Source organism: Leptotrichia sp. oral taxon 221, assembly GCF_018128245.1.
Lineage (GTDB): Bacteria > Fusobacteriota > Fusobacteriia > Fusobacteriales > Leptotrichiaceae > JABCPH02.
The window spans coordinates 1,117,907-1,130,656 of record NZ_CP072378.1 but is presented as its reverse complement, the minus strand read 5'-3'; the positions used below and the strand labels follow the sequence as shown (position 1 = coordinate 1,130,656).

The 12,750-nt window shown below is 25.4% G+C and carries 16 protein-coding genes; all 16 read left to right on the top strand.

Going from position 1 to position 12,750, the window contains the following annotated elements:
* Window positions 1–136: 136 nt before the first annotated feature.
* The 16 genes from J4863_RS04925 (at window position 137) to J4863_RS04855 (ending at window position 12,711) form a co-directional block, all read left to right on the top strand.
* Entirely contained in the window at window positions 137–643 is a 507-nt protein-coding gene (locus J4863_RS04925) for a pantothenate kinase (protein WP_211617678.1), read from the top strand.
* Window positions 644–844: 201 nt separating this feature from the next.
* Complete coding sequence (locus J4863_RS04920) at window positions 845–1,063, top strand: hypothetical protein (protein WP_211617677.1); 219 nt, start codon at window positions 845–847, stop codon at window positions 1,061–1,063.
* A 536-nt stretch (window positions 1,064–1,599) separates the two neighbouring features.
* Window positions 1,600–2,871, top strand: coding sequence for a lipopolysaccharide assembly protein LapB (locus J4863_RS04915; protein WP_211617675.1), 1,272 nt, complete (start codon window positions 1,600–1,602; stop codon window positions 2,869–2,871).
* 157 nt (window positions 2,872–3,028) lie between these two features.
* A complete protein-coding gene (locus J4863_RS04910) occupies window positions 3,029–3,940 on the top strand; it encodes a lipopolysaccharide assembly protein LapB (protein WP_211617673.1) in 912 nt (303 codons plus the stop codon).
* A gap of 213 nt (window positions 3,941–4,153) precedes the next feature.
* The gene (locus J4863_RS04905; protein WP_211617671.1) at window positions 4,154–5,170 is read left to right on the top strand and encodes a hypothetical protein; all 1,017 of its coding nucleotides are present in this window, start codon (window positions 4,154–4,156) and stop codon (window positions 5,168–5,170) included.
* Between the two features lie 2 nt (window positions 5,171–5,172).
* Entirely contained in the window at window positions 5,173–5,691 is a 519-nt protein-coding gene (locus tag J4863_RS04900; protein WP_211617670.1) for a hypothetical protein, read from the top strand.
* Between the two features lie 38 nt (window positions 5,692–5,729).
* The gene (locus J4863_RS04895; RefSeq protein ID WP_211617669.1) at window positions 5,730–6,068 is read left to right on the top strand and encodes a GAD-like domain-containing protein; all 339 of its coding nucleotides are present in this window, start codon (window positions 5,730–5,732) and stop codon (window positions 6,066–6,068) included.
* A 56-nt stretch (window positions 6,069–6,124) separates the two neighbouring features.
* Window positions 6,125–6,250 carry a DUF1851 domain-containing protein gene (locus J4863_RS09435; RefSeq protein ID WP_249111470.1) on the top strand — a complete coding sequence of 42 codons (126 nt, stop codon included), beginning with the start codon at window positions 6,125–6,127 and terminating at the stop codon, window positions 6,248–6,250.
* Window positions 6,251–6,358: 108 nt separating this feature from the next.
* On the top strand, window positions 6,359–6,793 hold the full coding sequence (locus tag J4863_RS04890) for an SMI1/KNR4 family protein (protein WP_211617667.1): 435 nt from the start codon (window positions 6,359–6,361) through the stop codon (window positions 6,791–6,793).
* 150 nt (window positions 6,794–6,943) lie between these two features.
* A complete protein-coding gene (locus tag J4863_RS04885) occupies window positions 6,944–7,450 on the top strand; it encodes an immunity protein YezG family protein (RefSeq protein ID WP_211617665.1) in 507 nt (168 codons plus the stop codon).
* A gap of 97 nt (window positions 7,451–7,547) precedes the next feature.
* The gene (locus tag J4863_RS04880) at window positions 7,548–7,751 is read left to right on the top strand and encodes a hypothetical protein (protein ID WP_211617664.1); all 204 of its coding nucleotides are present in this window, start codon (window positions 7,548–7,550) and stop codon (window positions 7,749–7,751) included.
* Window positions 7,748–8,662 carry a hypothetical protein gene (locus J4863_RS04875; RefSeq protein ID WP_211617662.1) on the top strand — a complete coding sequence of 305 codons (915 nt, stop codon included), beginning with the start codon at window positions 7,748–7,750 and terminating at the stop codon, window positions 8,660–8,662. The genes J4863_RS04880 and J4863_RS04875 overlap by 4 nt, the downstream gene beginning before the upstream one ends.
* Before the next feature lies 1 nt (window position 8,663).
* A complete protein-coding gene (locus J4863_RS04870; RefSeq protein WP_211617660.1) occupies window positions 8,664–9,251 on the top strand; it encodes a hypothetical protein in 588 nt (195 codons plus the stop codon).
* Window positions 9,248–10,351 carry a hypothetical protein gene (locus tag J4863_RS04865; RefSeq protein WP_211617658.1) on the top strand — a complete coding sequence of 368 codons (1,104 nt, stop codon included), beginning with the start codon at window positions 9,248–9,250 and terminating at the stop codon, window positions 10,349–10,351. The genes J4863_RS04870 and J4863_RS04865 overlap by 4 nt, the downstream gene beginning before the upstream one ends.
* A gap of 15 nt (window positions 10,352–10,366) precedes the next feature.
* Complete coding sequence (locus J4863_RS04860; RefSeq protein ID WP_211617657.1) at window positions 10,367–11,692, top strand: toxin-antitoxin system YwqK family antitoxin; 1,326 nt, start codon at window positions 10,367–10,369, stop codon at window positions 11,690–11,692.
* A complete protein-coding gene (locus J4863_RS04855) occupies window positions 11,689–12,711 on the top strand; it encodes a tetratricopeptide repeat protein (RefSeq protein ID WP_211617655.1) in 1,023 nt (340 codons plus the stop codon). Before J4863_RS04860 ends, J4863_RS04855 begins: the two co-directional genes overlap by 4 nt.
* Window positions 12,712–12,750 lie beyond the last annotated feature (39 nt).

The following is a 12,750-nucleotide window of genomic DNA, read 5'->3' as shown; positions in this document are numbered from 1 at the left end:
ACCTTTTTTCATTTCAAAAAATTCTTTTATTAATATATTATACAATATTTTTAGGAATTTGTTTCAAAAAAAGATAAATTAGTATCCTTTGTGAAAAAAATATGTTATAATAAAATAAAAAATAAGGAGAAGTATTATGAGAATAGTTGGAAAAAGATTTTTTTTACTGTTAGTAATATCAGTATTGTCAGTAAACTTAATATTCTGTAGTAAGAAAGAAGAAAAACCTGTAAAAAAAGATGTTGTGCAGAAAGTAAAAGAAAAAAAACAAGAAAAAAATACATCTGCAAAATCAGAAGAAGAAATGACTTATGGAATAGGAATAAATAAAAAATTTACAACAGATGGAAAACTTCATGAAGAAAAACTTCTAAATAAGAATTTTGGATATCCAGATACAGCAGACAGCTTTAAAATAGAAAAGGACAGTAAAGGTTATTTTATAACTGAATATATTGATGAATCTCCTATCCTGGGAGAAGATGTTCCAGTAAAAGAAAAAAAATCAAGATTAAAGCTGGAAAATAACGTATATCTGATAGATGATAGCGGATTAGCATATGCTTATGATACAAATTTAAAAAAGGTAGTACTTCTGAACAAAGAAAATAATTTTAGAATAATATTTATAATTAATGAATAGAAACAAAAGATTTTTTCAAAGGGTAGTTAATTACAGCAAATGAGTTAAACAGAAGCAGAATGATAACTAACTATGAGAATGGAAGATATCATGATAAAGAACTGAACAGTATAAATCATATGGAAAATATAAACATAGAACGTCCTGAAAAAGTAAATGTTTCAGTTCCGGAAATAAATACTTATTTGAGGTGGTTAAGAGATGAAATACCTAATTAAAGTAAAGATAATATTATTACTGTTGTCAATAATATTTTTGACAAATTCTTGTTTTGGATTGTATTGTGCTTTATCAGATAGTGTAAGTGATTTTTGTTATTATGTCCGTGAAAGAGAAAATGAAAGAATGGATAAACGTGAAAAAAAGAAAGAAGAGAGAGAAAATCGGAAGAAAAAGAATAGCAGTATAACAGAATTATAAACGTATATAATAGTTTATATTGAAATTAAGAGTTCATAGTGGCAATGACCTACAGATTAAATTAAAAATAAAAAATTAAATCATTTTTTGAGCTTTTAATAGCGAATAAAAACTGTCTCGTGAATAATGTATATTATTTTGAGGCAGTTTTATTTTATTTATAAAATTTTATTTTACGATATAAAGTTTATAGAGAAAATATTTTATATCAAAAAAACTATTTTTGATTGAATATATCCTTTTTTAGCTGATTATAGAATACATTAAAAAATATTTGCAGAATGATAATTTAAAAATTCAAAAAAAGAGTATTCAACTAAAAATCTTCAAATAAAACAAAAAATGTTAATGCAAAGTCACAATAAAATTTCTAGTTTATTTCTATCATTTATGATAAAATAATCATAACTTGTGATATATTTCGCTTTGTTAATGTTTTCAAAATATTTGACATTTTACAAGAATTTATCATAAGTTATATTTTATTTACTAAATTTATAAAAGAAGATTAATGATTAAAGATGTTTGGAGAAAAAATGAGAAAATTAAGAAAAAAACAAATAGATAAAATTACATTAATGCAGGATAAAAGGTATAAAAAGGAAGAGGAAATGAAAAAATTTAGTAAAAAAGTTCTGAAGATATATTTATTAGGAATTGTATTCGTATTTGGAATAATTTTTACAGTTGGAAAATTAAATCCGTCCTTTAAAAGCACAAAATATCAATATTTAAAAAAGAATCCTACTAAACAGGATATAGAGGATATATTTTTGACAGCCCAGCTTAATTTTAAAAAATATCCTGAACAGTCAAAAAAAATGTTGGATGAAGTTATAATATACAAACCAGAAGCTTCTACGTATTTAGCTAATTATTATCTGGAAAAAGGTGACAATAAAAATTTTGAAAAATGGAATCTTTATGGAAGGCAGCATAATTTGATAGAAGCGGAATACAATCTAGGAGTTTATTATGAACAGTATAGACATAATCAAGAAAAAGCAATGGAAGTTTATGAAAATATCTTAAAAAAATTTGAGCAAGGTAAAGTTGAACATCCGTCAATATTAATGGCGATTAACAATCTTGCAAATATATATGCTAAAAGAAATAAAAAAATTGAAGCAGAAAGACTATATAAGGAATTGGAAGAAAAAAATGATAGAGATGGTATCTATAATTTTGCTTTTTTTAGAAGAAGAGAGGGAAAGTATGAGGAAGCGGAGAAACTTTATAAAAAGGCAATGAACCTGGGAGTTCCAAATGCTTATAAGGCACTAGCCGAGATGTATGAAGATTTAGGAAGAAATTCCGAAGCAAAAGCATTGTATGATAAAGAAGTTAAAAATGGAGATACCAAAGCGATGTTTATACTTGGAATGAAATATAGTGATGAAAATAATTTTGAAAAAGCAAAAAAGATGTTTGATATGATATTACAAAAAGATCCAAAATACACAGATGCTCTTATTGAAATAGGAATGTTGTATAAAAATCAAAAAAACTATAAAGAAGCTGAAAAATATTATAAAAAAGCCATTTCAATAAAAAAAACTGCGAGATATTTAACAAATCTTGGGGTTGTATATATGCTTCAACTTGAAGAAAATAAAGCAGAAAAATTATACAAAGAGGCTATTCAGATGGGTGGAGATGGAAGTGAAGCAGCAATTTATAATTTAGGAATCTTGTATTATTCTAACAAAAGATATAAAGAGGCAAAAAAATTATTAGAAGAAGCTGCTAATAAAGGAAATTTAAAAGCAAAAGAATTTTTAAAGGAAATGGAGAAAACTAATGAATAGCAAAAATATGAATACAATAGATTTAGTGATAGCACAAAAAAATACGAGTGTTCAATCAAATAGAGATACTAAAATTACTTAGGATGGAGTATTAGTATTAAATGATGAAGCAAATGTACTTGTAAATAAATAAAAAATATTTAAGGTGGAGATAAAAATGTATAAAAAAATATTAATTTCAATTTTAATGTTCGGTTTTTTGGTAATAAGCTGTGGAAATTCAAAATTAAATAATGAAGAGAGAAAAATAATAAATAAGGTAAAAAGTGAAGTCAAGGAATTTAAGAAAAATCCTTCAAAGGAGAAGGCAGAAGAACTATTTAAAAAAGGTGAAATACAAAACGAGAAAAAAAACTATGAAATTGCAAAAATGTATTATGAAGAAGCCTCAGAGTTTGTACCAATGGCTAACTATTATTTAGCAATTCTTTACAGAAAAAGAGGAAGTGAGAGAAAATATATAGAATATATAAAAAAAGCCTCTGATAAAGGTGTTTTGAATGCGAGTAAAGATATTTCACGGTATTATCAGGAAAAAGGAGAATTTGATAAATCTATAGATTATCGTATGAAAGTTGTTGAACAAGGTGATGAGTCTTGGTCAGATTTTATAATTTTAGATTATGTTATTGGTAGAAAAGAGAACAAATTAAAAGGAAATGAAAGGGAAAAAATTATTAAATTTTTTGAGAAAGAAGGAGAAAAAAATTATAAAGTAAGAGAATGGTTTGCAAATTTTTATAGAATTGAAGGTAGTTATGAAGAAGCAGAAAAAATATATATGAGAATGGAAAAAGAAAATTATGAAAATGCAGAATTTTTATTGGGAGATTTTTATTCAGAACAAGGGAAATACAGTGAAGCAGAGAAATACTATTTAAAAGGAATTGAAAAACATGGGAGAAAATTAAAATTATTATTTGGATTGGCAGCAGTATATAAGGAACAAGGACAATATAAAGAAGCTAAAGAAATATATAAAGAATTAAAAAACTTTAAAGATGAATCTATAAAAGAATTGGCAGAAAAAAATTTAAAAAAGTTAGAAAGAGAAAATAACTATGAGTAATATTTTTGAAAAATGTGAGATGGATTAAAACAAATAATTTATAATGAGAGGGTATCCAAAATCCATACCTAAGAACCAGAGAGCATTGATAATAGAAGTACCTCCTGGTTCAAAGATACCTTTTTCTGCAGGTGAATTAAAAAAAATAGCTGAAGAAAGAGGGGTAAAATATATAGAAATAGTAGAAAGTAAATTTTAAAGGAGATGAAAGAAATGAAAGATACAAGTATAGAATTATATTCTCAAAAAGAAAATTATAAAGGGATCCAAGAATTTTTTAAATTCTTTTTAAACTATGTAAAACCTGACAGAATGAGAATAGTAGCCTCGTTTACAAATAAGGCTTATGATAAAAAATTTAATGAAAAGAAATTTTTTGAAGAAATATCAAATGAAAAATATAAAAATAAATATCATACGATTTTTATAAATGGAAAAAGTTTATTAGATCCGTCAATATCATATAATCCAAATAGAATGTATATTTCAATGAATAAAGAAGTATATATGGAAAATAAAGAAGAAATTGATAATGTTATATCTAATTTATTCCAAAAAATTCAAGCAGATATTGGATTTTTGGAAGATGATACGTATAGATATTTAGAAAACGAAGAGGATATAGAAGGCTTTGAGGAAGCTGGAGGGAAATTAATAGAAGACAGGGTTGTAAAAATAGGTAATGAGTTTAGGATAGATATAAGTAAAAATCCTGGACATACTAAAACGATTAATGGACTTCCAGTAGGAGTATACTGGAAGATGTGGATAGGGCATGACTACTATAGATACTTGTCGCAAAAGAAACTGTCTGAATATGACAACTGTTATGAAAACATAGAGCTGGAAGACGGTTCAAGGAAGATAGTGATGACTGAAACACTAGATGAATTTATAAGCGAAAAAACAGATGATATGAAATGGGACTTCAGAGAAAAGATGGAGTTGAAGAAAGTGGAGGAAATGCTGTACAACCTTCCAGAAGAAGATATACCTGACGGGGAGCTTCTTGAAGAAACTATAATTTCAAAAGATGGGAAAGCAGAATATACCTTGACATACTTTGATGATAATATGGAATGGATGGAGAAAGCCTATGCAACAAAATACTATTTGATTAAGCATTTGTTGGACGAGGAAGGAAACTGGATAAGTGAGGATGGGGAAATAACAAAGACAGGATGGTTGAAGAATTTAGATTTTGAGAAATTGTACAATGGAGAGATTTAAATATGAAAGATGAAATAATTATAAAAAGGATGAATTATAGAATAGGAATACAGAAACAAAATGGTTATCATATAAGACAAATAAATGGCAATAAAATAAATTTAGAAGAAGCATTAGAAATGTTTGAAATAAAATATAAAAAGTCACTAAAATTTAAATATGTTTCACAAGGAGTAGGGTTAGATTTGATTGATGTAGTAGAAAATAATCATTATATATCTAAAAGTTTAAGCATAAAAATACTAAATGGAAAAATTTTTTTGGAAGTATTTGATGAAGATGAGAAAGAAGATTATGAATATTATTATTATATAAATCCAAATGCACCGATAGCATTGACATATTATCCAAATTATCTAGATTTAATAGATAATAATCTGGATAAAGTCCCATTGAGTATGTTTATGGAAGATAAGGAATTTGTTCGTGAAGTAATAAAAGATTTTTTTGATAAAGGAAATACTGAAAAAGTAAAAGAAAATTATATTAAGAATAAATGGATAATGGATAAATACAAATAATAAAATTAATTTTTTAGAGTATTTATGAGAGGAATAAAATGTTAAGAGATTTTAAAAAAGAAAAAGAAATGCCGAAAGAAGTTATAGAAAAATATAAAGGGCAAGTGCCAGATGAGATTATAGAAATCTGGGAAAATTATGGATTGGGAAGTTTTTTGAATGGGTATCTAAGAGTAATAAATCCAGATGATTATAAAGAATTAGTAGAAGAAACTTACTTTAGAGGAAAAGAGTCAATACCTTTGTTTACAACAGCTTTTGCAGATGTAATAACTTGTGAAGCAAATAAATTCATAGGAATGATAAAATATAAAACTTTAGATGTGAATGCCGTATGGGAAGAGATGGATAACTTTTTTGAACTTTTAGGTAATTAAAAGATTTTTGGAGAAAAAATTTGAGTTAAAAATGTACAGAGAAGCCTTAGAATTATATGAAGAACTGTTACTGTTTTGTTCCGATAATACCAGTAGGTGGAAAGAAAATAGAAAATTTACAGAAAGGAAAAACATTTACATATATAGAGGTGATTGTTTATTTAATGGGATGGCTGGAATAATTAGAGATGAGAAAAGCAGACAGAGAATCACATTGGTGATATCGTGCAAGAGAACAAGGAGCAGAACAAATATACCCTGACTTAATATATGATAAATAGGAGGATAACATGAAAACAAAAGAATTTATAAATTTTTTAGAAAATGAAATGAAAGTAAAGCCAAATTTATTTTTATTTAGAGACAATGAACCTAAAGCCACAATAGAAGATATAAATAATATTGAGAAAATTTTATCAGGAAAACTACCCGAGTCTTTTATTGAGTTTCAAATGAAATTCGGTGGTGGAACATTTGCATTTGCAGAAATATTCTCTGTATGTGAGAAAAGTGATTTTTATGTACTTAATTATGAAAATATTTTTGAGAAAGATTTTTTTCCAGTAAGTGATGATCAATGTGGAGGAGTTTATTGTTTTAAGAAAAATAACGGAAAATTTGAAGATAAAATTTATTATTTGGACTTATCAAATTTAGAAGTAATTGTTGAAGAAACAGAATTTAATTTTATTCAAATATTTATGAAGTTAGCCTTTAATAAATAATCTTATATGCTAGAATTAAGAAATGAAAAATGGTAAAAAATATTTAGATGAAAAGAAAATAAATCGTTAATGATGGATAAATATAAGTAATAAAATTAATTTTTTAAAGTATTTACAAGAGAAATAATGAATAGGAGAGGTGGAAAGTAAATGAATGAAAAATTAACAAATAGAATGGATGAATATTTTAAAAGTATAGCTGAGCAAGTGAATGAAATGATACCTGTAGTATGGAATACTTTTTATTTATTTGGAGAACTGGCAGATGATTCAAGTGGGGGAGGTGTATATTTTTATTTTGATGAAGATGTGAATAAAAATGAATACATATATTCTTTAGATATTCCTGAAAAATATAACATTCCAAAAGATGAATTTAGAAAAAAGTCAAGTTTACTATTTGATACAGTTTATGATTTGAAAGAAATATTTATAGATAACGAACTAAAATTATGGCAAACGATTGTAGTAAGTGTTAATGAAGATATGAAATTAACAATAAATTTTGATTATACAAAATGGTTTGGAAGTGCGTATACTCCTATGAAACGTCACGAATATTATTGTTATAAATATTTAGGTAAGGTTCCTGAAGATAAAAAACAGGAAGAACTGCTTAAAGAAATGGAGGAATATCGGAGTAAATTTAATAAGTAGTGAAGAAGTAAAATGTTAAGAGATTAAAAAAAAGAAAAAGAAATGGTATCTCACAAAAAAAATCTAAAAAATCAACAAAAAAGAAAGGGATAGAATAATGAAAACAGAACATTTAGAAAGAATAATAGATTATACAAAATCAAAAGAAAGAATAAAAGAAAGTAAATATTTTACAAAAGAATTTTTTAAAAAATGTAGAATAACAAAATATAGGGAATTAATAGAAAAATATGAAGAAATATACTTTAAATCAGAAGATGGAACAGTTTATTGTAAAAGAAAAAAAATGATAAATTTGTGAAAGAATATAGTCTCTATAAAATTGAATTTAGTGATAAAATTTTTGAAAATGGAAAACATTTTTTAAGAAGGATGGATGAAGAACTGCATTGGGAAAAATATGGTGAAAGTTCAACTGATAAAATTGAATATGAACTATCTGAAAATAGTTTTGCAATTTATATAAGTGATAAGGAATATCTGTTTATTGATACAGAAGGTGTTGTATGGGCATTTTATCAGCATATAGATGAAGAGGGTGATTTAGACTGGGACTGGGCAGAATTATCGGATAATTTTGATAAATTTATTGATGAATTGTATTATGTGGAAGATAAACCTAAAGTGAAAGAACATTTAGAAGTAATTATTGACAAGGAAAATACGATAAAAAGGACAGAAAGAAATAGTAAATATTTTACAGAAGAATTTTTTGAAACATACGAAATAAAAAAATATAGAAATTTATTTAAGGAATATGAAAAAATATCGTTTACAGATGAAGGATATTGTCGAATAAGAAAAGAGAAAGATAAATTTGATGAATATGTAGGGTATCTTACTTTACAAGATGAAGAAGTAGAGAGAGGAAAAAACATATTAATGGAAATGGACGAATACAACCATGAAACAAGTGATAATAGAGATGATGAAATAAAATACGAAATGACAGATGATTTATTTCCAATACAAGTAACAGATGGAGGATATATATTCATATCAAAAAGTACAAAGGAAGTATGGAGTTTTTCAAGTAGAAGAAATTCTAAAAAGGAAATAGTTTGGGAATGGAATTTATTTGGAAATAATTTTGATGATTTTATAGATAGGATATATATTGTTCCACCTGTTGAAGATGAAGAATTTAATGAAAAAGTAAAGAAATGGTATGATAAGGCTTTTGAAGTTTTATCTAAGAAAGAAGGAAAATAAAATGACAAGAGAACATCATTTAAGAGAAATAATAAATTATGAAGATAGCGAAAAAAGAACAGAGAAAAGCAAATATTTTACAGAAGAATTTTTTGAAAAATGTGGAATAACAAAATATAGAGATTTATTGGAGGAATACGAATATATATTATTTAATTATGATACATATATTCAAGTAGGAGAAGAAAAAGATGTAAATAAAGATTTATATTTAATTGAATTTTATTTATCAAATGAAATAGTGGAAAAAGAGTTTAACATATTAATGGAATCTGATGAATATAGCCATTCACTAAAAGAAAATAGTGAAACTACGGAAGTGGACTATTATTTAACGGATAATTTTGTTTCATTACTGGATGGAGTTTTTGAAAGACATTTATTTATTTCAAAAGATACAAAGGAAGTGTGGTTTTTACATTTTATGGAAGAAGAGAATAGATGGGAATGGAAAAAGTTGGCTGATACTTTTGATGAGTTTATAGATAAGTTATATTGTATACCAGATGAAAATGAAGAAGAATTTAATGAGAAGGTAGATAAATTTTATCATGATTTTGTTGAAATGATAGAAGGGAAAAAACAATGAAAATGGAACATTTAGAAAAAATAATAGATTATACAAAATCAAAAGAAAGAATAGAAGAAAGTAAATATTTTACAAAAGAATTTTTTGGAAAATATAAGATAATTAAATACCGAGAATTAATAGAAAAATATGAAGAAATATATTTTAAATCATTAAATGGAACAGTATATTGTAAAAGAAAAGAAGATGATGAATTTATAAAAGAATATAGTTTATATAAACTTGTATTTAGTGATGAATCAATTGAAGTAGGGAAAGAATTTTTAAAAGAACTGGATGAAGAAAATCATATATTAGAATATGGGGAAAATTCAGATAAAGAAATAGAGTATGACTGCTTTGAAAATAATGAAGCCATTTATATAGGAGAAAATGAAAATATTTTCTTAGATAACGATGAGGAAGTATGGGCATTTTATCAGCATATAGATGAAGAGAGTGATTTAGACTGGGACTGGATAAAATTATCAGATAATTTTGATAAATTTATGGATGAATTGTATTATGTAGAAGATAAACCTAAAGTGGAAGAACATTTAGAGATAATTATTGACAAAGAAAATACAACAAAAAGGACAAAAAGAAATAGTAAATATTTTACAAAAGAATTTTTTGAAACATACGAAATAAAAAAATATAGAAATTTATTTGAAGAATATGAAGAAATATGGTTTACAGATGATGGATATTGTCAAATAAGAAAAGAGAGAGATAAATTTGATGTATTTGTATGGCGTCTTACTTTACAAGATGAAGAAGTTGAGAGAGGGAAAAATGTATTAATGGAAATGGACGAATACAACCATGAAACAAGTGATAATAGAGATGATGAAATAAAATATGAAATGACAGATGATTTGTTTCCAATAAAAGTAACAGATGGAGGATATATATTTATATCAAAAAGTACAAAGGAAGTGTGGAGTCTTTCAAGTAGAAGAAATTCTAAAAAGGAAATAGTTTGGGAATGGAATTTATTTGGAAATAATTTTGATGATTTTATAGATAGGATATATATTGTTCCGCCTGTTGAAGATGAAGAATTCAATGAGAAAGTAAAAAAATGGTATGACAAGGCTTTTGAAGTTTTATCTAAGTAAAGAAGGGAAAAAACAATGAAAACAGAACATTTAGAAAAAATAAAAAGAGTTAAGTATAATCAAAAAATTGAAGAAATTTTTGATATAAAAAAAATGCATGGACAAATGATTTTAATTGATAAAGAAGGAGAAATATACAATGGAAAGTTAATTTTAGAATATGAAGATGGGAAAATTCATTCTGAAGGAAATATTAGTTTTGGGATGAAGACTGGAATTTGGAAAACATATTATAATAATGGAAATTTAAAATGTATAGAAAATTTTGAAAATAATAAAGTAAAAGATTTGTATCAACAATTTTATGAAACAGGTGAAAAATATGCTGAAATCTATTATAAAAATGGAGAATATCATGGAGATTATATAGTTTTTCATAAAAACGGAAAAATGCAAATAAAAGGATTTTGTCGTGAAGGATTAAAAGAGGGAACATGGTTTGAATATTATGAAAGCGGGAATAAAAAAACTGAAACTTACTACGTAAATGATAAAATTATGGAGAATGCTTATTCTTATTATGAAAATGGAAATACGGAATACTCTATAAAATTTGTAAATAATATGAAGCAAGGGGTACTAGAAAAATATTATGAAGATGGAAAGTTAGAATTACAAGCAAATTTTATAAATGATTTACCAAATGGAGAATGGAGGAAATATTATAAAAAAACTGGAGAAATTTCCTCAAAATATTTTATGAAAAATGGTAAAAAAAATGGCAAATATATTGAATATTATTTTAAAGATACTAATCTTAATGGATTTAAGTATCAAAAAAAAGAAAATGAAGAAGGCGCTATTTTTGAAGAATATTTTATGAAAAATGACTTAAAAGATGGGAAATATTTTAAATATTTTCCTAATGGACAAATTTGGGAGGAAGGAGAATATGAAAACGATTATGTAAATGGAAAGTATAAATACTATTCTGAAACTAAAAATTTAATTTTTGAAGAAAATTATGAAAAAGGTATTTTAAAAGAAGAAATAGAGTATGAAGATAATATAAAAAGCAATATAGTAAAAAAAATAATTTATGAAGAAAAAGATGGAGATAAAATTGAACATAGAGAATTTTTTAATAAAAATGGAATTGTAGTGGAAAGAGAAACTAAAATAAATAATTACACATTTGAAATTACAAAATATGACGAAAATCAAAATGTTATTATCCACAAAAAATATAGAAAAAGATTTCCTGAAAAATATCCGGTTAATTTTCCAAAAAATTTATTTCAACAAAAAGAATCAAATTCAACGAAAAATGAAATTCAGAAAATACAGGAAGTATTTAAGAAGTTTAGGGAAATAATAGAATTTCTTAAAGAAGAAAAATGAAAAAAATTGTTTTACTGACGATAACCTTGCTAATATTATCTGGATGTGGTTTTAGGAGTAAAGAATTAAATGAGGAAACTAAACAGAAAATACAGCAGGAAATATCAAAAATAAATGACAAAATGAGTCAGGATGAACTTGAAAATATGATGTCAGTAGCTAAGTTGAATTATGATGTTAATCCTGAAATAGGAAAGATGTATTTTGAGAAATTAGTAAAATATAAGCCTGAAGCTTCGATATATTTATCTGACTATTATTATGAAAAAAAAGATGAAGTGAATTATGAAAAATGGACAAAGTATGGTGCAGAAAGAGATGTTTTAGATATGATTTATAATTTAGCTGTATTTTATAATGAAAAAAACAAGTTGTCAGAAGCGGAATATTGGTATCAGAAGGCAGCTAATAAAGGAGATGGGGATGCAGAATATAATTTGGCAATTGTGTACGGAAAGGAAGAAAAATATTCAGAAGCTGAAAAAATATGGCATAAACAAGGGCGAGATGGAAGCGGAAGATACAATATGGCAATCTATTATGAAACTCATAATCAGCCTTACAAGGCAGAACAATTGTATAAAGAAATGATAAAAATGGGTGATGTTGATGGTTATTATGGATTGGGAAACATGTATAGAAAGTTAAAAAAAATTGACGAGGCAGAAAAAATATTAAAAATAGGAGTAGGAAAAAAAGAATTTAAAGCAATATACTCGCTAGCTAACTTATATTTAGATAAACTAGATTATCCCAATGCTAGAGAATATTTTTTGATAAATGCTTCCAAACAAGCTAATTCTACATATCATGTAGGAGTGACATATGAAATGGAAGAAAATTATACAGAAGCAAGGAAATGGTATCAAAAAGCACTATCAATGGGAATGAGTGAATCAGAAGAAAGATTAGAAGAGATTAGAAATAAAAAAGATAAAATTAAATATAAATATACAGAAGGAGATAAAATAAGAGAAGATGAAAGCGGTAAAGTACCAGGGACAGAATCATATTATTAAAATTTAACTGATCAAAAAATATTAAAAAAAGCATTCAAT